This window comes from Nocardia sp. NPDC050697, from assembly GCF_040654395.1.
Classification (GTDB): Bacteria; Actinomycetota; Actinomycetes; order Mycobacteriales; family Mycobacteriaceae; genus Nocardia.
Genome location: NZ_JBFAHY010000006.1, coordinates 231,590 through 251,457, shown reverse-complemented (window position 1 = coordinate 251,457; position 19,868 = coordinate 231,590). Strand labels below are relative to the sequence as shown.

The 19,868-nt window shown below is 74.0% G+C and carries 19 protein-coding genes; 8 read left to right on the top strand and 11 right to left on the bottom strand.

Annotated features, from left to right (window positions below):
* Positions 1 to 8: 8 nt before the first annotated feature.
* From AB0H71_RS22150 to AB0H71_RS22130, 5 genes are all read right to left on the bottom strand, one after another.
* Complete coding sequence (locus AB0H71_RS22150; RefSeq protein ID WP_357023948.1) at positions 9 to 1,157, bottom strand: enolase C-terminal domain-like protein; 1,149 nt, start codon at positions 1,155 to 1,157, stop codon at positions 9 to 11.
* The gene (locus AB0H71_RS22145) at positions 1,154 to 2,218 is read right to left on the bottom strand and encodes a PLP-dependent cysteine synthase family protein (RefSeq protein ID WP_357023945.1); all 1,065 of its coding nucleotides are present in this window, start codon (positions 2,216 to 2,218) and stop codon (positions 1,154 to 1,156) included. Before AB0H71_RS22145 ends, AB0H71_RS22150 begins: the two co-directional genes overlap by 4 nt.
* Entirely contained in the window at positions 2,215 to 3,024 is an 810-nt protein-coding gene (locus AB0H71_RS22140; protein ID WP_357023942.1) for a DUF364 domain-containing protein, read from the bottom strand. Before AB0H71_RS22140 ends, AB0H71_RS22145 begins: the two co-directional genes overlap by 4 nt.
* Positions 3,021 to 4,313 (bottom strand): ATP-grasp domain-containing protein, encoded by a 1,293-nt coding sequence (locus AB0H71_RS22135; protein ID WP_357023939.1) that lies wholly within the window; start codon positions 4,311 to 4,313, stop codon positions 3,021 to 3,023. Before AB0H71_RS22135 ends, AB0H71_RS22140 begins: the two co-directional genes overlap by 4 nt.
* A gap of 205 nt (positions 4,314 to 4,518) precedes the next feature.
* Entirely contained in the window at positions 4,519 to 5,070 is a 552-nt protein-coding gene (locus tag AB0H71_RS22130; RefSeq protein WP_357023936.1) for an AAA family ATPase, read from the bottom strand.
* Between the two features lie 166 nt (positions 5,071 to 5,236).
* Between AB0H71_RS22130 and AB0H71_RS22125 the strand changes: the two genes are divergently transcribed.
* Positions 5,237 to 6,745, top strand: coding sequence for a phosphatase PAP2 family protein (locus tag AB0H71_RS22125; protein ID WP_357023933.1), 1,509 nt, complete (start codon positions 5,237 to 5,239; stop codon positions 6,743 to 6,745).
* On the opposite strand, the gene AB0H71_RS22120 is transcribed toward AB0H71_RS22125, so the two are convergent.
* Positions 6,652 to 7,575, bottom strand: a complete 924-nt coding sequence (locus AB0H71_RS22120) for a hypothetical protein (RefSeq protein ID WP_357023931.1) — start codon at positions 7,573 to 7,575, stop codon at positions 6,652 to 6,654. The two genes, AB0H71_RS22125 and AB0H71_RS22120, sit on opposite strands and share 94 nt — an antisense overlap.
* A 184-nt stretch (positions 7,576 to 7,759) precedes the next feature.
* A complete protein-coding gene (locus tag AB0H71_RS22115) occupies positions 7,760 to 10,048 on the bottom strand; it encodes an MMPL family transporter (RefSeq protein ID WP_357023928.1) in 2,289 nt (762 codons plus the stop codon).
* A 196-nt stretch (positions 10,049 to 10,244) separates the two neighbouring features.
* On the opposite strand from AB0H71_RS22115, the gene AB0H71_RS22110 reads away from it, so the two are divergent.
* A complete protein-coding gene (locus tag AB0H71_RS22110) occupies positions 10,245 to 11,300 on the top strand; it encodes a YihY/virulence factor BrkB family protein (RefSeq protein WP_357023926.1) in 1,056 nt (351 codons plus the stop codon).
* Between the two features lie 47 nt (positions 11,301 to 11,347).
* Here AB0H71_RS22110 and AB0H71_RS22105 read toward each other — a convergent pair whose 3' ends face one another.
* Positions 11,348 to 12,016 carry a TetR family transcriptional regulator gene (locus tag AB0H71_RS22105; RefSeq protein WP_357023923.1) on the bottom strand — a complete coding sequence of 223 codons (669 nt, stop codon included), beginning with the start codon at positions 12,014 to 12,016 and terminating at the stop codon, positions 11,348 to 11,350.
* A 71-nt stretch (positions 12,017 to 12,087) separates the two neighbouring features.
* Here AB0H71_RS22105 and AB0H71_RS22100 point away from each other — a divergent pair, with 71 nt between their 5' ends.
* The gene (locus AB0H71_RS22100) at positions 12,088 to 12,546 is read left to right on the top strand and encodes a VOC family protein (protein WP_357023920.1); all 459 of its coding nucleotides are present in this window, start codon (positions 12,088 to 12,090) and stop codon (positions 12,544 to 12,546) included.
* Positions 12,547 to 12,795: 249 nt separating this feature from the next.
* Complete coding sequence (locus AB0H71_RS22095) at positions 12,796 to 14,241, top strand: aldehyde dehydrogenase family protein (protein WP_357023917.1); 1,446 nt, start codon at positions 12,796 to 12,798, stop codon at positions 14,239 to 14,241.
* A 15-nt stretch (positions 14,242 to 14,256) separates the two neighbouring features.
* Here the strand turns inward: AB0H71_RS22095 and AB0H71_RS22090 are convergent, their stop codons facing one another.
* Both AB0H71_RS22090 and AB0H71_RS22085 read right to left on the bottom strand, forming a co-directional pair.
* Positions 14,257 to 14,955 carry an NAD(P)-binding domain-containing protein gene (locus AB0H71_RS22090; RefSeq protein WP_357023914.1) on the bottom strand — a complete coding sequence of 233 codons (699 nt, stop codon included), beginning with the start codon at positions 14,953 to 14,955 and terminating at the stop codon, positions 14,257 to 14,259.
* 31 nt (positions 14,956 to 14,986) lie between these two features.
* Entirely contained in the window at positions 14,987 to 16,246 is a 1,260-nt protein-coding gene (locus AB0H71_RS22085; RefSeq protein WP_357023910.1) for a cytochrome P450, read from the bottom strand.
* Between the two features lie 57 nt (positions 16,247 to 16,303).
* Here AB0H71_RS22085 and AB0H71_RS22080 point away from each other — a divergent pair, with 57 nt between their 5' ends.
* The 3 genes from AB0H71_RS22080 to AB0H71_RS22070 are packed head-to-tail and all read left to right on the top strand — an operon-like array spanning position 16,304 to position 18,026.
* Positions 16,304 to 16,804: a nuclear transport factor 2 family protein gene (locus AB0H71_RS22080; RefSeq protein ID WP_357023907.1), complete on the top strand. Its 501-nt coding sequence runs from the start codon at positions 16,304 to 16,306 to the stop codon at positions 16,802 to 16,804.
* A complete protein-coding gene (locus AB0H71_RS22075; protein ID WP_357023904.1) occupies positions 16,801 to 17,082 on the top strand; it encodes a hypothetical protein in 282 nt (93 codons plus the stop codon). Before AB0H71_RS22080 ends, AB0H71_RS22075 begins: the two co-directional genes overlap by 4 nt.
* Positions 17,079 to 18,026 carry an endonuclease/exonuclease/phosphatase family protein gene (locus tag AB0H71_RS22070; protein ID WP_357023901.1) on the top strand — a complete coding sequence of 316 codons (948 nt, stop codon included), beginning with the start codon at positions 17,079 to 17,081 and terminating at the stop codon, positions 18,024 to 18,026. The genes AB0H71_RS22075 and AB0H71_RS22070 overlap by 4 nt, the downstream gene beginning before the upstream one ends.
* Before the next feature lie 189 nt (positions 18,027 to 18,215).
* Here AB0H71_RS22070 and AB0H71_RS22065 read toward each other — a convergent pair whose 3' ends face one another.
* Positions 18,216 to 19,280 (bottom strand): serine hydrolase domain-containing protein, encoded by a 1,065-nt coding sequence (locus AB0H71_RS22065; protein ID WP_357023898.1) that lies wholly within the window; start codon positions 19,278 to 19,280, stop codon positions 18,216 to 18,218.
* 171 nt (positions 19,281 to 19,451) lie between these two features.
* Here AB0H71_RS22065 and AB0H71_RS22060 point away from each other — a divergent pair, with 171 nt between their 5' ends.
* The gene (locus tag AB0H71_RS22060) at positions 19,452 to 19,865 is read left to right on the top strand and encodes a MarR family winged helix-turn-helix transcriptional regulator (protein WP_357023895.1); all 414 of its coding nucleotides are present in this window, start codon (positions 19,452 to 19,454) and stop codon (positions 19,863 to 19,865) included.
* Positions 19,866 to 19,868: the final 3 nt, after the last annotated feature.

Sequence of the window (19,868 nt, the reverse complement as noted above, 5' to 3'; positions counted from 1 at the left end):
AGCCCGGTTCACGGGTCGGCGGCCAGCAGGAGGTGGCCGTCCAGGTCGGCCCAGCGGGCGCGCGGGGTCAGGTGGACGGCGGGGGCGATGCCGAGCGAGCTCGCCACCAGGCAGCCGAGCATGATCTCCAGCCCGGAGCGCTCGGCCGCGGCGATCATGGCGCGGGCGGGCTCGAGGCCGCCGCACTCGGCGAGCTTCACGTTCACCCCGGCCACGGCACCGGCGAGGGCTTGAATGTCGGCGACGGTGGCGGCGTCCTCGTCGGCGATCACCGGGACCGGGCTGCGCTCGCTCACCCAGGCGAGGGTCTCCGGGGTGCCCGGCGGGACCGGCTGCTCCGCGGCGGCGAGCCACGGGAGGTGGTTCAGGGTGCGGACCGCGCGCTCGGCGGTCCAGCCGCCATTGGCGTCGGCGATGACGGTGGCGTCCGGCGCGGCGGTGCGCACCGCCGCGAGCCGCTCGACGTCGGCCGGGTCCCCGGCCTTGACCTTCAGCACCCGGAAACCGCTCTCCCACAGTCGTTTCGCTTGCCCGGCGGCCTCGAGGGGGGCGCCGATCCCGATCGTGCGCGCGGTCGGGACGGGCGCGAAGGTGCCGGTCGGGCGGCCGCCCCCCGGCCGCCGCGCCGCCGCGCCGCCCGGCGCCACGGCCCCGCTTTGCCAACCGCCGCCCGGCGTCTCGGCCCCGCCCGGCGCAGCGCCGTCCAGCGCCCCGGCCTCGCTCAGCGCAGCGCCACCCGCGTGTTCGGCCACGGCCCCCCCTCCCGGGACCGGGACCCCCGAGCGGCTTGTACCACCGGCCGCGCCGTTCCCGAACAGGGCGTACACCGGACACCCCGCGCGCACCCCGAGCAGATCGTGCGCGGCGGCGTCGAGCGCGGCCCTGACCCCGGCGGGCGGGGGAGCGGCGGCCAGCACGGCCAGCACCTGCTCCCCGTCCCGGGCCGCGGCCAGCGCGGGCCGCGAGTCCGCCAGCGCCCGCACGATCCCGGCGACATCCAGCCCCAGCCGCACGCTGGTCACCACCTCGCCGTGCCCCTGCACCCCATCGGCATCGGTGAGCACGACCTCGACCGCCTCCCGCGCCGCCATGCTCCCGCGCGCGATCCGCAGCGGCGTGGCGAGCGCGAGCGTGGTCACCCGCCACGACACCCTCACGCCGGCACCCGCTTCGCGGCCAGCGGATCGACGACGCTCCGGCACCGGGTCCAGCCGGAGACGGCGACGCAGCCCGGATCCGCCACCTCCACCGGGTACGGCCTGCGCGGCGCGAAAAGCCCGGCGCGGGCGCAGAACTCGTCGTCGAAGATGGTCCCCAGGTACCGGTGCGGCCCGTCCGGGAAGACCGCGACCACCGACACCGGGTCCTCCACCCGGGCCAGCCAGGCCGCCACCGCGGCGACCGCGCCGGTACTCCAGCCGCCGGTGACGAAGCTGTGCCCGGCCAGCCGGCGGCAGGCGTCCACCGCCTCGGCCGGGCCGAGCCAGTGCACCTCGTCGAAGGCGTCGTAGGCGACATTGCGCGGGTGGATGCTGCTGCCGAGCCCGCGCATGAGCCGCGGCCGGTCCGGCCGCCCGAAGAGCGTGGAGCCCACCGAGTCCACCCCGACCAGCCGCACCCCCGGCCGGTGCCTGCGCAGCTCGCGCACCACCCCGGCGCTGTGCCCGCCGGTGCCGACGCTGCACACCAGCACATCGATCTCGTCCAGCTCGGCGAGCAGCTCCCCGGCCAGCGCCGCGTACCCGGCCGGGTTGTCCGGGTTGTCGTACTGGGCCGGGTACCAGGCGCCCGGCAGCGCCGCCAGGACGCTGTGCACCCGCTCCAGCCGGGCCCGCTGCCAGCCACCCGCGGGGTGCGGCTCGCTGACGATCTCCAGCCGCGCGCCGTGCGCGGTGAGCAGCGCCCGCATGGGCGGTTCCAGCTCGTCGTCGACGACGAGCACGATCGGGTGCCCGAGCAGTTGCCCGGCGTACAGCAGCCCCAACCCCATGGTTCCGCTGGTCGATTCGACGACCGGTGCGCCCGGGCGCAGGTCGCCGCGCTCCCTGGCGGCGGTGAGCATGGAGACGGCTGCGCGCGCCTTCATCCCGCCGGGCCGCAGGTACTCGAGCTTGGCCCAGAAGCCGCGGTGCTCGTACGGCAGCGGGGTGGTGATCCTGGCCAGCGGCGTCGCGCCGAGCAGCGCCCGCAGCGCGGGATTCGGCACCGGGCGGTTCACGCCGCCCCCTGCCGGTAGCGGTGCAGCACGCTCGGCCCGCCGTCGAGCCAGAAGAACGGGTACGGCTCCGCCGAGAGCGCGGTCACCCCGGCCCCGACGAAGCAGCGCAGCACCGCGGCCCCGGTCTGCGCGAAGACCACCAGCGGCAGCCCGTGCGCCGCGGCGTGCCGGCGCAGCGGCTCGAGGGTGCCGTTGGCCAGCGTCATCCCGGAGACCAGCAGGGCGTCGCAGCCGGGCAGCGCCGCGGCGGCGTCGGTGCCGATGGGCTCGCCCCACTCGGTGTGCCCGCCGGTGTGGTCGCAGGCCCGATACCCGATGCCCCGCTCCCGCAGCGCGCGCAGCAGCGAATTGACGACGCCGACAACGAGAACCGTGCGCACCCCGGTGCCGAGCAGCTCGACCACCGCCGCCGCCCGCGCCTCGGACTTGGCCCGGGAATCCCCGCCCGGCACCGGCACCGCCTCCCCGGCGTGCGGCCACGCCGCCGCCAGCACGGCATCGAGCGCGGCCACCCGCACCGGCAGCAGCGGATGCGTGAAGAGCGCCTCCGCCGGGCTGCCGACGCAGCCGTGCACGGCATCGTCGGCCACGCTGCCCGGCGCCACCGCCGCGGAGCCGACCGCCGCCCCCACCCGCAGGCTGAGTACGTGGTTCCGGTAGCCGGTGCGCCGTCCCGCGTGCTCAGCGCCCTGGTGCGTGCTGAAGGCGACGGTCACCGGTTCGGCGGCGATCGCGGGCGCGGCGGCGCGCACCCGGGCGGCGAGCTCGGTGAGATCGGTGACGCGACAGAGGCTCTCCGGGATCACGGCGCCACCGCCCCGGCGAGCTCCGCGTACCGCAGCTCCAGCCGGTCCAGCAGCTCCTCGGCCCGGCGCCGGGCGCCCGCGCCCGCCCTGTCCACCACCATGAGGTGCCCGAGGTAGGTGTTGTTGCTGGTCGGCTCGGCCGCGACGGTGCCCGGCTCGGGCAGTACCGCCTCCACCACGTCGGGAAGCGCGGCCAGCTCCGCCGCCGCGCCACCGCCGCGCAGCCCGACCGCGGCGAGCCGCCCCGCCCGCGGCGGCACGACGAGCCCGATGGCGGCGCTCGCGGCGCCGGTCCGCACCGGCTCGAGCTCCGGTTGCTCGCCGAGCGCGAGCCGGGCGTGCGCCATGGGCAGATCGATCCCGGTGACCCGGCGCACCAGCTCGGTGATCCGGTTCCCGGCGGGCCGCGGGTTCACCTCCACCAGCCGCGGCCCGGCCGGCGTCAGCCTGACCTCGGTGTGCGCCACTCCGAGCCGCAGCCCGAGCGCCGTCACCGCCGCGACCGCGAGCTCCGCGGCGGCGGCCCGCTCCGGCTCCGGCAGCGCGGCCGGGAACATGTGCCCGGACTCCACGAAGAACGGCGCGCCGGTGAGGCTCTTGTCGGTCACCCCGGCCACCACCGTGCCCGCGCCGGTGGTCACCGTCTCCACGCTCACCTCCGGCCCGGTCAGCAGCTCCTCCAGCAGCACCGCGGGCACCCGGGGCTGCTGCCTGGCATTGGTGGCCGATGCGGTGACGGCGCCGTGCGCGGCGCGCAGCTCGGCCTCGGTCTCCACGCGCCGCACGAACATCCCGGCGCACAGGTCGACCGGCTTGACGACCAGCGGGTAGCCGAGCTCCGCCGCGGCCGCCGCCGTCTCCGGCCACCCGGTGGCGACGGCGAAGCGCGGGCCGGGCACGCCCGCCGCGGCGAGCGCGATCCGCGCGTGATCCTTGCGGCAGGCCCGCGCGGTGGCCTCGGCCCCCGCTCCCGGCAGCCCCAGGTGCTCGGCGACCGCGGCCACCGCGGGCAGGTAGTAGTCGCAGGCGGAGACGACGCCGTCGAAGCCGAGCACCCCGTGCAGCGCGGCGACCCGGGCGGGCAGCGCGGCGCCGTCGTTGGTCTCGGCGGTGAGCAGGTTCTCCGCCGCCAGCAGCGGGTGCACGGCGTGCCCCGGTGGCGGCTTGCGCAGGTAGTGGCCCAGATCGCGGGTCAGGAAGCTGAAGCGGTGCCCCGATTCCCGGATCGCCCGGGGCAGCAGGGTGCTCATCGCCCCCACCCAGCTCTCGATCACCAGCAGATGTCCCATGCCGAGCGTCCTCCCGCAAGCCTTTGGCAAATGACAATCATTTTCATGAAGCGCACAAGTTGTAGCACAGACGGGGGTCGCGCGCACCCGCGCAGCTCGGGAACCGATGGGCTTTCGGCAGCGGATCTCGCTGTTTCGCAGCCGATTCCGCCGCGGCGGAAGGCTTCGGCCGGAGAGTGGTCGGCGGGGGAGCGCCGGCCGGGGCTCAGCGCGGCGGGAAGGCTCCGGCGGGGGTGCGGTCGGCGGCGGCGAGCACCCGCTCGGCGAGGAGCAGGCTGTCCACCGGCCCGGCGGTGTCGACCCGGACGGCCGGGGTGAGCCCGAGCGGCTCGGCGTGCGCGGCCCAGGTGTCCCAGTGCTCGGCCAGCTGCTGCCGGTCCTGGTAGAAGGCGGGGCGGCGGCGGTCGGCGTAGCGGCGGCGGGCGGTCTCGGCGGGGACGTCGCACCAGACCTCGACCGCGCGGGCGGCGGCGCAGCGGTCCAGCCCGGCGCGGGCGAAGTGCAGGTCGCGCGGGCGGAACCACCAGGAGTCCACGACGACGGTGCCGGGGACGGCCCTGGCCAGCGCCCAGACCGCGTCCATCGCGACCCCGCCGAGCGCGGCTGCCACGGCGGCGTCGTCGACGCAGTCGGCCAGCGCCTCCTTCACGACGTCCTTGGCGAGGAACTGCGCGCCGAGCACCGCCGCCAGCGCGCGGCCCACCGTCGACTTCCCCGACCCGGGAAGGCCGTTCACCAGCACCAACAGCTCCGTCATACGGTCATCATGCCCCCGGCGCGGGCCGATGCCGGGGAGGCGGCGCTGGACAGTCGCCTACCCGACGCCGGGAACGGGCGCGGGAAGTTCCGGTGCCGGCCGGCGATTGCCGGGGTGAATTCCGGGAAGTCGATCACGGCACAGCGCGCACGGAGGAGGTACCGCGGTGACCGTCGACCACCTCGACGAGGAGACCACACGGGCGGCGACCGGTCGCTACGCGGTGCGCAGCGCCGTCGCGCTGCCCGCCGTCGCGGCGGCGGGCGCCGGATTCGCGGTGCTCACCACGCTGATCGGCGCGCGCTGGCAGCCGCTGCTCGATCTCGATCAGGGCGTGAGCGATGCCGCGGTGGCGCGGGTGGCCGAGCACCGGGTGCTCTACGACGTGCTCAGCGCCGGCACCGATCTGGGCGCCACGATCACGCTGGTCATCCTGCTCGCCGTCGGCGTGCTCTGGCTGCTGCTGCGCAAACAGCCGCGGCTCGCCGCCTTCGTCGTGCTCACCGGCGTCGGCGGGCTGATCCTGAATCCGGTGGTGAAGGCGCTGGTCGGCCGGGTGCGGCCGGTGGTGGAGACGCCGGTCTACCGCACCGACGGCTGGAGCTTCCCGAGCGGCCACGCCATGAGCTCGACGGTCTGCTACGGCGTGCTGCTGCTGGTCTTCGCGCCGGTCCTGGCCCCGCTCGCGCGCCGCGCGCTGATCGCGCTGGTGCTGACCGTGGTGGTCGCGGTCGGGCTCACCCGGATCGGGCTCGGCGTGCACTACCTGACCGATGTGCTCGCGGGCTGGCTGCTCGGTGTGCTCTGGCTGACCGCCGCTTCGCTCGCCTTCCACCGCTGGCGGGTGGAGTCCGGCGCGCCGGATGCCGGGCCGCTGCCCGGCGATGTCCCGCCCGGCGACGCCGACGACCTGCGCCCGGTCCCCGCCCGGCACGCACCCACGCTGCCGCACCCGTACCGCGGGCTCGGCGAGCTGGCGGTGGCCTGGGTGCTGCTGCTGGCCCCGCTGATCGGGCTCGGGCTGCTGGTGCGCGCGCTCGGCGCGGACGCCACCGGCGAGCACGGCGTCGTCGCGCTGCTCGCCGAGCACCGCACCCCGGCGGTCACCGCCGTACTCGACGTCTTCGGCGAGGTCGGCAATACCCTCGCCATCATCGCGGTGGCGCTGGTCGCTGCGGTGCTCGCGGTCGCGGTCTTCCGCACCTGGCGGCCCGCGCTCTTCCTCACCGTCGCGCTGCTCGGCGAGATCACGCTCTTCCTCACCACCGCGGCGGTGGTGGACCGGCCGCGGCCGGAGGTCGAGCACCTGAACCCCGACCTGCCGCCCACCGCGAGCTTCCCCTCCGGGCACGTCGCCGCCGCGCTCACGCTCTACGGCGGCATCGCGCTGCTGGTGTGGGCCTCCACCCGGGAGCGCAGGTACCGCCTGCCCGCGGGCGCGCTGCTGCTGATCCCGGTGCTCGTCGCCGCGCAGCGGCTCTACGCCGGCGCGCACCACCCGGCCGATATCCTCGGCTCGGTGCTGCTGGCCACGGTGTGGCTCGGGGTGGCCTGGTGGGTGGTGCGGCCGGTCCCCGCGCGTCAGCCCCGCGGCGGCTCGGCGGCGACCGCGACGACGGCCTCCTCGACCGTGCGGGCGACGCAGGGGGAGAGCGGTTCCCGGCGCCAGAAGTAGTCGTCGAGCCCCTTGGCGAACCAGGAGGCGGAGAAGAGCATGACCCCGGCGACCTCGACCACCCAGGTCGGGCCGAACCCGCCGGGAAGCTCGTCGATCCCGGCGACCGCGGTGATCGCGAAGAAGCCGATGGTGGCGATGATGAGCAGGCCGCAGATCAGGTGGAAGCGCCAGTCGATGCGGTTGCTGATCGCCACGAAGACCGCCTCCAGCTTCCGCCACTGCGGGCGCGCCCGCACCTGCGCGGGGCGCAGCATGGGGTAGCGCCGGTCCCGGTAGGCGGTGTAGAGGCAGATGGCCGTGAACGCGAGGAAGGCGACGACGGCGCAGGCGGAGTGCCAGTGCGCCACCACGTCCTCGCCGAAGCGCTGCTGCAGCGGGGTGAGCGCCGCCTCGGCGACCCCGCTGCCGCACTCGCCGATCGGGACCGGGCCGGGCCGGCCGGTGGGCAGCATCGCCACCCCGATGACGGCGAGCCCGGCGGTCAGGCTGAACACGTTCCCCACCGTCGCCCTGGTGATCTTGTAGGCGGCCAGCAGGAATCCGACGATTCCCAGCCCGAGCACGAAGATGTCGCGCGCGCCCGAGTGGTAGTAGGCGCTCAGCGATCCACGCACGCGCACGCAGCTCTGGCCGAGGAAGACGAAGTCGACCCCGATCAGCGCCAGCGGCAGGAGCACGCCGACCAGCCCGGCCACGAACCGGATGATCACCAGCGAGCGAACCGATTTCCCCTGCTCGAACGCGGCCCTGTCATCGGGCGCCAGCGCCTCGGGGGTGACCACCTCGCGCGTCCCCCGCGGCACCTCGACCGTCACCGGCGTACTCATCACAGACCTCCCCTTCGCTCCCGAGCCCCCGCCCGGCTAGGGGCGAATCGTAATCCCGGCGCACTCCGGGCGATCCGGAATCCGCCGCGCCGCGCGGGTATGTCGGCCGGACAGGGGACACGACCGGCTGTCGTCCGGCGAGCCCGGTGGCCGGTACCGCCTGTGCGATACCGGCCCGTCCGAATCAGTCCGCGGCGCGCGTCGCAGGCCCCGGCGCTCCCGTCTCGGCCGCGTCCTGCGCGACTGCGCCCGCCTCGACTGCGCCCGGCTCGGCAGTATCCGGCTCGGCAGTGTCGGATCCGGCTGCGCCCTGCCCTGCTGACCCCCGCTCGGCTGCGCCCGACTCCCCGACCTTCGGCGCGATCGCGCCCTTTTCTTCCGGCGCGCGATCCGCGTGCCCCGGCCACCACGCCGCGTGCCCGATGAGCGCGGTGAGCGCCGGCGTGAAGAACATCGCCATGACGAAGGCGGCGATGCCGATCCCGACCGAGATGGCGAACCCCATCTGGGAGAGCACGGTATTGCCCGCCAGCATCATGGAGGCGAAGGTGCCAGCCAGGATCACCCCGGCCGCCGCGATGGTCGGCCCGGTGTGCCGCACCGCCAGCGCCGCCGCCTGTTTCGGCTCGACCCCCGCCCGCGCCTCCTCGCGCAGCCGCGCCACCATGAGGATGTTGTAGTCGGTGCCGAGCGCGACGACGAACAGGTACATGATCACCGGCAGCGTGAAGATCAGCCCGGACTCCCCGCGAATGTGCTGGAAGACCAGCACCGTGGCGCCGAGCGTCGCCGCGAACCCGAGGAACACCGAGAGCATCAGGTACCACGGCGCGACCAGGCTGCGCAGCAGCAGCCCGAGCACGATCATGATGAGCACCGCCGCCACCGGGAAGACGATCGAGTAGTCCCGCGCCATGGCCTCCTGGAAGTCGACGAAGACGGAGGTCAGCCCCCCGACCGCGGCGGTGGCGCCGTCCGGTGCGGCGGTGTGCGCGGTCTCCCGCAGCGGCCCCTCGACGGTGGCCAGCGCGGCATCGGACTCCGGCGCGTCGGAGAGCGTGACGGAGAAGTCGGCGATCGACCGATCGGCGGAGAGCTTCGGCTCCGCCACCTGCCCGACCCCGGGCACCCCGGCCAGCGCGGTGCGGTAGGCGCCGAGCTGCTCGGCGGTGAGCTCACCCCCGCCGGAGCGCAGCAGCACGTCCGAGGGCTGGGTGGTGCCCGCGGGCATCCCCTTCACCAGTTCCCGGCTGTAGACCACGGATTCGGACTCCGCCGAGGTGGAGCCGGAGCTGAGGTCGAAGGTCGGGTGGAAGCCGAGCGCGAAGACGCCGAGCACAAGCAGCACCCCGCCGGAGACCGCGGCGAAGAGCGCGGGCCTGGCGCCGAGCGCGGAACCGGCCGCGCGGAACCGGGTGCCGGTCGGCTCGTGCCGCCAGCTCTTGGACGGCCAGAACACCCTGGTCCCGAGCAGCGACACCACCGCGGGCACCAGCGTCAGCCCGGCGGCCAGCGCCACCGCGACCGCGATCGCCAGCGCGGGCCCCATCGCCCGGAACATGCCGAGCGTGGAGAGCAGCAGCGCGAGGAAGGCGATGATCACCGCGCCCGCCGCGGAGGTGATCGCCTCGCCGACCCGGGCCACGGCATTGACCATGGCGGTCTTCGGGTCGTCGCCGGCGCGCAGCTGCTCGCGGTAGCGGAACATGAGGAACAGGATGTAGTCGGTGCCGACGCCGAACAGCACGACCAGCAGAATCGCGCTGATCGAGGCGTCGATCTGCAGGTCGAAGGCCTTCGCCACCGCGCCGATCAGCCCGTTCACCATGCTGGAGACGGCGCCGATCACGACGACCGGGAGCAGTGCGATCACCGGGCTGCGGAAGATCACCAGCAGCAGCACCAGGATCAGCACGATGGTGGCGATGCCGACGATGGCCAGCCCCTTCTCGCTGGACTCCTGCTGGTCGAGGATCTGCGCGGCCTGGCCGGTGATGCCGGCGCGCAGCTCGGTGCCGCTCACCCGCTCCTTCAGCTGCTCGCGCAGCGCCGCCACCGCGTCGGTCTGCGCCGGGTCGCTCGGGTCGGTCACCTTGGTCATCTGCACCGCGATGATCTGGATCAGCCGGTTCTGCGAGGGCGGCACCGGCGTGAGGCCGATGACGTCCGGGACCTTCGCCTCCCCCAGTTCGGTGCCGATGCGCTGCACCGCGGCCGCGTCCGGGTCGGTGAGCGGCGCCCCGTCCACCCTGGCGAAGACGATGATCGCCGCGGGCGCCGAGCTCTGCGGAAACGCCTCCTGCTGGATCTCCATCGCCTGGATGGACTCGTAATGCGCGGGCAGGAAGGCGGATTGATCGGTGGTCGATTCCAGCGCGGGGGCCGCGGTCACCACCGCCACCGCCAGCACCAGCCACAGCCCGATCACCTTGAGCGGATTATGGACGACTATCGCACCCAACCGTGCGAACATGGGCCTCGAACCCCTTTCGGAAACGGAAGTACCTGAGCGGGAGCGCGTTTCGCACGAGCGGAGCGCGCGGACGGGGCAACTCTACCGACGCCGCGGCCGCGGCGGCGATGCCATGCTCGCAGAGCCGGGCGCGCCGCGCGAGCCGATATCCGGCCCCGCCGGGTTTACCGGCGCGTCCCCGGGGCACCGAATCGGTATGAGTGCGGAGCACGGCGAGCCGGAGCGGCGGCGGAACGAAGCAGGACAGGCGACCGAGACCGGCGCGCGGCCGGACCTGGACCCGGACGAACCGAGCAGCCCGGCCGCGCTCTCGAAACCCTCGCTGCTGGCGGTGGTGAAGCGCGCGGCCAAGGAATTCCAGCGGGACAATCTGTCCGATCTGGCCGCCGCGCTCACCTACTACGCGGTGCTCTCCATCGTGCCCGGGCTGATCGTGCTGGTCTCGCTGCTCGGACTGCTCGGCCCGGCCGCCGCCGACGAGCTGGTGAACCAGGCCCAGCAGCTCGCCCCCGGCTCCAGCGCCGACTTCGTGCGCACCCTGATCGAGCAGGCGCAGAGCAACAAGCAGGGCGCCGGGCTCGGCGCGATCCTCGGCCTCGCGGTGGCGCTGTGGTCGGCGTCGGGGTACGTCGCGGCCTTCATGCGCGCCTCGAACGTGGTCTACGGGATCGGCGAGGGACGCCCGATCTGGAAGACCGTCCCGATCCGGATCGGCGTCACCGTGATCGCGGTGATCCTGCTGGTGGTGTGCACGGCCATCGTGGTCGCCAGCGGGCCGGTCGCGGCGCAGATCGGGGAGTTCCTGAAGCTCGGCGAGACCGCGGTGACGATCTGGGGGATCGCCAAGTGGCCGGTGCTCTTCGTGCTGGTCTCGGTGCTGCTGGCGATTCTGTTCTGGGCCAGCCCGAACGCGCGCCAGGGCGGCATCCGCTGGGTCAGCCCCGGCGGCGTGATCGCGGTGCTCATCTGGCTCGCCATCTCGGCCGCCTTCGCGCTCTACATCGCCAACTTCTCCTCCTACGACAAGACCTACGGCTCGCTGGCCGGGGTGGTGATCTTCCTGGTCTGGCTCTGGCTCACCAATATCGCGCTGCTGCTCGGCGCGGAGATCAACGCCGAGCTCGACCACGGCAAGGCCATCGCGGGCGGGTTGCCGGAGGAGGTGCGGCCGTTCGCCGAGCCGCGCGACACCCGCAAGCTCGACGACGACGAGCGCCGGGCGGCGGAAGCGGCGGCGAAGCACCGCCCCTAGTGTTCTGCGCCTGAAATCCGTCTCCAACGGATTTCAGGCGCAGAACACTAGCGCGGCTGCCCCGGCCCCGCGGCGGGCCGCGGATTGGTCGCGAAGTGCATCCAGGTGTCGTACACCCAGTCCCGGTAGCTCTCCGGGGTGATGCCGAGCATCTTGGTCATGAGTACGTAGGTGTCGGCGGCGGTCAGGGTGGTGACCGTGGTGATGATCCAGTCCAGGTCGGCATCCGGGTGCAGCAGGCCGTCGGCGTGCATCGCGGTCCAGATCTCGGCGACTTCGGCGCGGCTGCCCGCGCGCCCCGCGGCGGCGGCGTCGGCGATCAGCGGTTCGATGTGTTCGGCCTGCTGGGCCACCGCGACCGCGGGGCCGAGCCTGCGCATCATGGCCGCGGCGCCGTCGGCGTAGGCGGCGACCCGCTCGGCCAGCGTCGGGGCCTCCCTGACCCGGCGGTACCAGCCCCGCGCGGCCAGCGGGCGGTCGGCGGTGTCGCCGACGACGGCCACGTCGACCACCCGCTTCAGCAGCTCGGCCTTGTTGCCGAAGCGTACGTAGACGGTGCGCTCCCCGACGCCGGCCGCGGCCGCCACGGCGGCGAGCGTGGTGCCCGCGTACCCGTCGGCCAGGAAGCGGGTGGTGGCCGCCTCGATGATGCGCTGCTCGGTTTCGGCCTTGCGCGCTTCGCGCAGCGGTGACGACCGCTTGACTGTTTCGCTCACGAGGTGCAGTCTAACTGTATCGAGTGCAGTCTCACTGCATGATTACATCACCACTGTAAGGAGTGGTTCCGATGACACCTCGCCTCGCCGACGTGCACCACCTGAAGCTCCCGGTCCGCGATCTGCAGCGCTCCATCGCCTGGTACCGATCCCGGCTCGGCTACCGGGTCGCGGTGGAGTTCGTCGAGGGCGGCGCGCTCGCCGGCGTCGCCATGACCCACCCGGCGGGCGGCCCGGCGCTCGCGCTCCGGCGCGACCCCGAGAAAGCCGCTGCCGCCGCCGGTTTCGACTACTTCGCGCTCGGAGTCCCGGATCGGGGCGCACTGCACGAGCTCGCCGCGCACCTGACCGCGCTCGGCGAGGAGCACGCCGGGGTGCACCGCGCCACCGTCGGCTGGACCCTGCCGCTGCTCCACGACCCGGACGGTCACGAGGTGCGGTTCTACACCCGGGAGCACCACACCGAGGTGCCCGCCGATGCCCCGCTGCGGGTGGCGGAGCCGCGGGAGGCGGCGGAGGCGGGGCGATGAACGGCGTGCAGCGGTGCGTCGGGGGGTGGCGATGGTTCCTGTGCAGGCCGGCGCGGCGCGCGACGCCCGAGGGTGCGTTCGCGATCCGCGGCGGGGGGATCCCGCCGACACGCCCGGTATCACCCTTCGACCGGCCGTCGGCGGGCACGCGCGCACCGTAGCGCGGGACGAAAGTCTCGTTTCCCTCAAGTGAGAGTGATATTCTCCTCGAGAGTCGCGCAGAACGATCAATGCGGAGGATGAGCAACTGTGAGCAGCACCGTCGTCGAACCTGTGGTCGAGAGCCCGAGCTCGGGGATCATCCCGGTCTACAACCCGTCCACCGAGGAGCAGATCGGCGAGGTCGCCGACTCGGACCAGAAGGCCGTCGACGCGGCGGTGGCGCGGGCCAGGGAGACCTTCGAGTCCGGCGTCTGGCGCAAGCTGCCGGCCGCGCACCGCGCCGAGGTGCTGTTCCGCGCCGCCGAGATCATCAAGGCCCGCACCGACGAGCTCGCCGAGCTGGAGGCGCAGGACAACGGCATGAACGCCACCGCGGCGCGGCACATCATCAAGGTCTCGCAGGAGATGCTGGTGTACTACGCGGGCTGGGTCGGCAAGATCCACGGCGAGTCCGCCAACCTGGTCTCCGACGGCCTGCTCGGCACCTTCGAGAACTACCACACCTTCACCCAGCTGGAGCCGGTCGGCGTGGTCGGGCTGATCATCCCGTGGAACGGCCCGTTCTTCATCGCCATGCTGAAGGTGGCGCCCGCGCTGGCCGCCGGGTGCAGCGCCGTGCTCAAGCCCGCCGAGGAGACCCCCCTCAGCGCGCTGAAGCTGGAGGAGATCTTCCGCGAGGCCGGGCTGCCGGACGGCGTGCTGAACGTGATCACCGGCTACGGCGAGACCACCGGCGCCGCGCTCACCGCGCACCCGGATGTGGACAAGATCGCCTTCACCGGCTCGACCGAGGTCGGGAAGCTGATCGTCAAGGCGGCCGCGGGCAACCTCAAGCGGCTCACGCTGGAACTCGGCGGCAAGTCACCGCTGATCATGTTCGACGACGCCGACCTGAGCAAGGCGATCATGGGCGCGGGCATGGGGCTGCTGGCCGGCTCCGGCCAGAACTGCTCGTGCACCTCGCGGATCTACGTGCAGCGCGGCATCTACGAGCAGGTGGTCGAGGGGCTGGCCGGCTTCGCCCAGATGCTCCCGATGGGCGGCAGCGACGACCCGAACTCCGTGCTCGGCCCGCTGATCAGCCAGAAGCAGCGGGAACGGGTCGAGGGCATCGTTCAGGAGGGGGTGGCCAAGGGCGCCGAGGTGATCACCGGCGGCAAGCCGCTGGATCGCCGCGGCTACTTCTACGAGGCCACCATCGTCACCGGCACCACCCCGGACATGCGGCTCATCCGCGAGGAGATCTTCGGCCCGGTCGGCTCGGTCATCCCCTTCGACGACGAGGACGAGGTGATCGCCGCCGCCAACGACACCCACTACGGCCTCGCCGGCTCGATCTGGACCGAGAACCTGGGCCGCGCGCACCGCGTGGTGAACGAGCTGCGCGCGGGCCAGGTCTGGGTGAACTCCGCGCTTGCCTCGGATCCGTCCATGCCGATCTGCGGGCACAAGCAGTCCGGCTGGGGCGGGGAGCGCGGCAAGAAGGGGCTGGAGTCCTACTTCAATATCAAGTCGGTCTACATCGGCCACTAGGCGAGCCGGGCGCGCTCAGGCGCGCCACTCCGCGGTCCGCTCCCGGCTCGCCTCGGCGAGCGCGGCCTTCGTCTGCGCGGCGTCGAAATCCTTGCCGTACACCGGGGTTCCGGGGTGCTGGCGCCAGGATTCGGCGAGCGTGCCCGCGTCGACCGGGTCGAAGCCGAGGTCGTCGACGAGCGCGCTGACGAGCTGCTTGGCGGCCGCGTCGTCCCCGGCGATCGGCAGCGCGATCCGCCCGGGGGTGCCCGCGGGGACGCCGTTCTCCAGCAGCCGCTTCCACCAGATGGTGTTGAAGACCTTCACCACCGGCGCGCCCAGCTGCTCGGCCACCCACTCGCTCTCCGTCGTGCCCCGCTCGATCTGCTCGATCAGGCCGTCGCGCTGCTGCGGGTAGTAGTTGTTGGTCTCGATGACCGGGGCTCCGCTCCGGCGCGCCGCGACGATGCCGGGCGCCAGGTCCGGCACGGCCTTCTGCGGGATGGAGACGATCACCAGCTCGGCGTCGGCCGCGGCGTCCCCGGCCCAGACCGCGGTCGCCCCGGTCTCGGCGGCCAGCTCGGCCAGCGTCTCCGGATCGCGCGAGTTCGCCACCGCGACCTCGTGGCCGAGCGCGGTGAGCCTGCGGGTGAGCGTGCCGCCGATGGCGCCGGCCCCGATGATGCCGATCTTCATGCGAGTTCCTCTCGATCGTGCTGTCCCGAGAGTGCGCAACCGGCCGGGCGCGCCGGATGTTCCCCGCGGCTCAGCGCGGCGGCAGCGGGGGCGCGGGCGGGAAGGTGACCGGGAGCTCGGCGAGGGTCCGGTGCAGCGGGCTGGTGTGCCTGCGCAGCTCGGCGTCGGGGACGGCCAGCTCCAGCTCGGGCAGAGCGTCGAGCAGCTGGTCGACGGCGGTCTCCGCGATCAGGTAGCCGAGCGAGCGGGCCGGGCAGGCGTGCGGGCCCGCGCTCCAGGCCAGGTGCGCGCGGTTGCCGGTGTGGTCGCCGGCGATCTCCGGGTCCCGGTTGCAGCCGGCCAGGCTGATCACCACCGGCCGGTTGGCGGCGAGCCAGGTATTGCCGATCAGCACCGGCTGTCGCGGGTAGCTGAAGATCTTGTTCGGCGGCGGCGGGTCGTCGAAGAGCACCTGGTCCAGGGCGTCCCTGGTGGAGAGCGAGCCGCCGAGCGTGGCGTCGAAGCGGGCGTCGGTGAGCACCAGCCGCAGCGCGTTCACGATGAGCGCCTGCACCGGCTCGGTGCCGATGCCGTAGAGCAGGTAGATCTGCTGCAGCAGCTCCTCGTCGTTCAGCGCGGTGCCGTGCCGGAGCAGCCCGGAGGTGACGTCGGCGCCGGGGTGCCCGCGCTTGGCCTGCACCAGGTCGTCCAGTGCGGCGCGGAAGGCGCGCCTGCCGCGCTCGGCCTCGGTGCCGCCGAGCAGGTCGGCCAGCCCGGCCGCGGCTCGCGCGCTGATCTCCGGCGGGCAGCCGAGCAGCGCGTTCACCACCGCGAAGACCAGCGGCCCCGCGTACCGGGTGACCAGGTCGGCGGCGCCGTCGGCGCAGAAGCCGTTGATCAGCGGCACCGCGGTGCGCTCGACGACGGTGTGCACCGCGTGCAGGTCGATTTCGTCCAGCGCGGCCACCAGCACCTCGCGCAGCCTGGCGTGCTCGAACCCGGCGCTGCGGAAGGCATTGGGCTGGTAGCGCAGCTGCGGCAGCACCGGGCACTCCGGCGGCACCGTCGGCTCCCAGGCGCGCGGGTCGGCGGGGAAGCGGTCGGGGTCGTTCAGGATGGAGAGCGCCACCCGGTAGCCGATCACCAGCGTGGCCGGGACGCCGGGCGCCAGCTCCACCGGGACCAGCGCGCCGAACTCCCGGCGCAGCGCCGCGAAGTCGGGCTCCGGCTCGGCCCACAGCGGCAGCCGCCGCTCGTCGGTGCGGTCGAATTCCGTTGGCGTCGTCGACAAGCCGATCTCCGGGAGGCGCAGGGGATTCGCGGCCGTGGTGCCGCGCGTCCGGTTCGCCACGGACCCTAACGTACGAACCGGTTTCGCGGCGGCCGGGCGGCCGCCTACCGTGCAGGGATGACGTCCTCCGACGAGCTGGCCCGCCGCCTCGACGATCTCGACCGGATCGCGGCGATCGAGCAGCTCAAATACCGGTACCTGCGGGCCTGCGACGCCAAGGACGCCACCGCCTTCCGCGCGTGCTTCGTGCGCTCCGGCGCGCGCATCGACTACGGCCCGCTCGGGAGGTACGACGACGCCGAGCCGATGGCGGCGCTCTTCGGCCGGGTGGCCCGGCACCGGGTGGACGACGAGTTCGTGATCTTCGACATGCACCACGCCGTGCACCCGCGGATCACCCTGACCTCGGCCACCACCGCCACCGGGGCGTGGACGCTGCAGTTCCGCCAGGTGAACCTGCTCGACCGCACCGAGACGCTGATGACCGGCGAGTACCGCGACGAGTACCTGCTGGAGGAGGGCGCCTGGCTGATGTCGGCGAGCACGCTCACCGAGCGCTGGCGGCTGCGCCGCCCGCTCGGCCCGGACGCCATCCTCACCCCGGGCGCCTTCCCGTGAGCCGGGAGGTCGAGCACACCCCCGACGGCCGCTACATCGTGGTCGACGGCCGTCGCTGGCGCGCCACCGACCCGCTCATCCCGGCGGAGCGCCGCGCCGAGCTGCAGTCGATCCTCATGGCGTGGCGGCGCGAGGTGCGCCGCACCGAGGGCGCCCGCGCGGCCCGCGACGGCGTGCAGGCGGCGAAGGTGGCGCTCGGCGAGCGCGGCACGCCGTGGTGGGAGCAGTCCGAGGCCGAGCGCCGGGCGCGCTGGGCGGCCGAGGTGCCGTCGCCGTGACCGTTCTGCGCGTCGGCGCCGAGGTGGCCGGCTGGGCGGCCGTGCTGGCCGCGGCCACCGGGGTCGCGTTGCACGTCAGCCCGGTCGCCGCGCGGCTGCCGGTGCTGGCGGCCGCGCTGGCGCCCTACCTCATGCTCGGCGCGGTGGTCGCGGTGCTGCTCTTCGCCGGGCTGCGGAGCTGGGCGGGGGTGGTGGTCGCGGTGCTGGTGGCCGGGGTGGCGGCCTGGACCCAGGCGCCGCTCTTCCACGGCGAACCGGCCACCGGCTCCGGCCCGGAACTCACCGTGGCGCAAGCCAACCTGCTCTTCGACGGCGCCGACCCCGCCGCCTTCGTCGGCCTGGTGCGCGAGCGCGCGGTCGACCTGCTCACCGTGAACGAGCTCACCCCCGCCGCGCTCGACGGCCTCACCGCGGCCGGGCTGGACGCGCTGCTCCCGCACCGCTACGTCGCGCCGGGGCGCACGGCATCGGGCACCGGCATCTGGAGCCGCTTCCCGCTGACCGGCACCGTCGAGTTCGACGGCTTCGTGCTGAACCAGCTCGGCGCCACCGCCGAGATCCCCGGCGCGGGCCCGGTGACGGTGTTCGCCCTGCACCCGGTGCCGCCGGTCTACGGCATCGATGTCTGGGCCGACGAGCTGGAGCGGCTGCGCGCCCTCGTCGGGCGCGCGCCCGACGACCGGCCCGTTGTCGTGGGCGGCGATTTCAATGCCACCCACGACCATGCGCAGTTCCGGCGCTGGCTCACCGGCCGCCTCCGGGACGCCGCCGAGCAGTCCGGCGCCGGGCTCCTGCGCACCTACCCGGCCGACACGTGGTATCCGCCGCTGGTCGGCATCGACCACATCCTGCTCGCCGGGGGTCGCGCGCACGGGGTGGAGACGGTGCCGCTGCCCGGGGCCGATCACCGCGCGCTGGTCGCGCGGGTCCGGCTGGACTCCTGAAACGCTCCTATTTCAAACTCGGTTCTGTTAGCTTCTCGGTGGCTACCGAAGACGGTGCGCCGAACGGACGAAGGAGAAGCGGGACAGTGTTGAATCTCATCCTCGGGTTGCTCAATATCGTGCTGAGCACCCTCAGCGCGGCGTAGCGCGCCCGGGCGGCGCCCCGGCACTGCGGGGGCGCCGCTCCCATCAGGCATGAAGGCCGCCGTAGGCGGCGAATACGACCTCCAGCCCGCGGCTGTAGCCGTCCTGCCAGAGCACCTGGTTCATGGTGTAGGCCACCGTCATCCGCTGCTCGGCGTCGGCCAGCACCACCGAGCCGCCCCAGCCGCCCCACGAGCAGGTGCGGTTCTCCAGCCGGTAGCCGAGACCCCAGCGGATGGGCTGCCCGAGCACCAGGTCGGTCCCGGCGAACTGCTCGTCGAAGACCCGCTCCGCGCCGGCCTCGGAGAGCAGCCGGTACCCGCCCACGCTGCCGCCGCAGGCCAGCGCCGACTGCACCAGCGCGACCGAGCGGGCATTGCCGTGGCCGTTGAGCGCCGGGATCTCCGCGCGCCGCCAGGCAGCGGTGTTGGCGTCGGCGACGCCGGCCGGGAAGCCCGCCGGGCTGTCGCCCTCCGGGTCGGGGAGGAGCTCGGCGACCCGGTGGTCGTGCTCGGCCGCCAGCCCGATGTGGAAGTCGGCGCCGAGCGGCGCGGCGACCTCCTCGGCGAAGAACCGCCCCACGCCGCGGCCACTGACCCGCGCGATCACCTCGCCGAGCAGGAAGCCGAAGGTGACGGCGTGGTACCCCGCCGCCGTCCCCGGCTCCCAGTCGGGCGCCCGCGCGGCCAGCGCCGCGGTGACCGCGGGGCCGTCGCAGAGCTCGGCGGCGGTGACCGGCCTGCCCCAGTCCGGCAGCCCCGCGGTGTGGCCGAGCAGGTGCCGCACCCGGACCTCGCCCTTGCCCGCCGCGGCGAACTCCGGCCAGTACCGGGCGACCGGGGCGTCCAGCTCCAGCTCGCCGCGGTCGGCGAGGAGCAGCGCACAGAGCGCCACCATGGTCTTGGTGGTGGACCAGACGTTCACGATGGTGTCGCGCTCCCACGGCAGCGTGCGCGCCGCGTCCCGGTAGCCGCCCCAGGCGTCGACCACCGGCTCCCCGTCGACGAAGACGGCCGCCGACGCGCCCGCCCCGTCCGCGTCGAGCGCGGCGCCGAGCGCCGCGGCGACCCCGGCGAAGCGGGCGTCCCAGGAACCGTGGATCTCGGTCATCCCCGGGACGCTAGACCCCGCGAAACCGCTTGCGCGCCGCATTTTCCGGCTGCTTCCCTGGAGGGTCGGCCCGCCGCGGCCCGCACGATATCGGCGACCGCGCCCGGCTGCGCGACGTAGGCGGCGTGCGAGGCGGCGACCTCGCGGTGGCGAGGCCGGTACCCTGCCCGCATGCCCAACCCCCCACCCTTCAGCCCCACCATCGCCCTGCTGACGATGGCCAGGGTGTGGGACGCCACCTACGCCGAGGCGCTGAAACCGCTCGGGCTCACCACCCGCAAGTACGGGTTGCTCGGGCATGTGCGCGGCACGCCGGGGATCTCGTTCAGCGAGCTGGCGCGGCGCTCGCGCATCACCGTGCAGAGCGCGCACGCGGCGGTGCGCGGGTTCGTGGCGGCGGGGCTGGTGGACGACGGGACGGCGCAGCCGGGGGCGGCGTCGACGCTGCGGGTGACGGCGGCGGGGGAGCGGCTGCTCGGGCGGGCGGCGCAGATCGTGGCCGAGCTGGACGCCGAGTTCGCCGCCCGGCATCCGGAGCTGACCGAGGGGCTGCGCGCCGAACTGCGACGCACGACCTTCAGCTAGACT

What these genes read in the sequence shown, in the direction of transcription:
- AB0H71_RS22115 (WP_357023928.1), bottom strand. Translation starts at nt 10,048, where the DNA reads ATGTTCGCACGGTTGGGTGCGATAGTCGTCCATAATCCGCTCAAGGTG.
- AB0H71_RS22110 (WP_357023926.1), top strand. Translation starts at nt 10,245, where the DNA reads ATGAGTGCGGAGCACGGCGAGCCGGAGCGGCGGCGGAACGAAGCAGGA.
- AB0H71_RS22065 (WP_357023898.1), bottom strand. Translation starts at nt 19,280, where the DNA reads ATGACCGAGATCCACGGTTCCTGGGACGCCCGCTTCGCCGGGGTCGCC.
- AB0H71_RS22100 (WP_357023920.1), top strand. Translation starts at nt 12,088, where the DNA reads ATGACACCTCGCCTCGCCGACGTGCACCACCTGAAGCTCCCGGTCCGC.
- AB0H71_RS22080 (WP_357023907.1), top strand. Translation starts at nt 16,304, where the DNA reads ATGACGTCCTCCGACGAGCTGGCCCGCCGCCTCGACGATCTCGACCGG.
- AB0H71_RS22135 (WP_357023939.1), bottom strand. Translation starts at nt 4,313, where the DNA reads ATGGGACATCTGCTGGTGATCGAGAGCTGGGTGGGGGCGATGAGCACC.
- AB0H71_RS22120 (WP_357023931.1), bottom strand. Translation starts at nt 7,575, where the DNA reads ATGAGTACGCCGGTGACGGTCGAGGTGCCGCGGGGGACGCGCGAGGTG.
- AB0H71_RS22130 (WP_357023936.1), bottom strand. Translation starts at nt 5,070, where the DNA reads ATGACGGAGCTGTTGGTGCTGGTGAACGGCCTTCCCGGGTCGGGGAAG.
- AB0H71_RS22060 (WP_357023895.1), top strand. Translation starts at nt 19,452, where the DNA reads ATGCCCAACCCCCCACCCTTCAGCCCCACCATCGCCCTGCTGACGATG.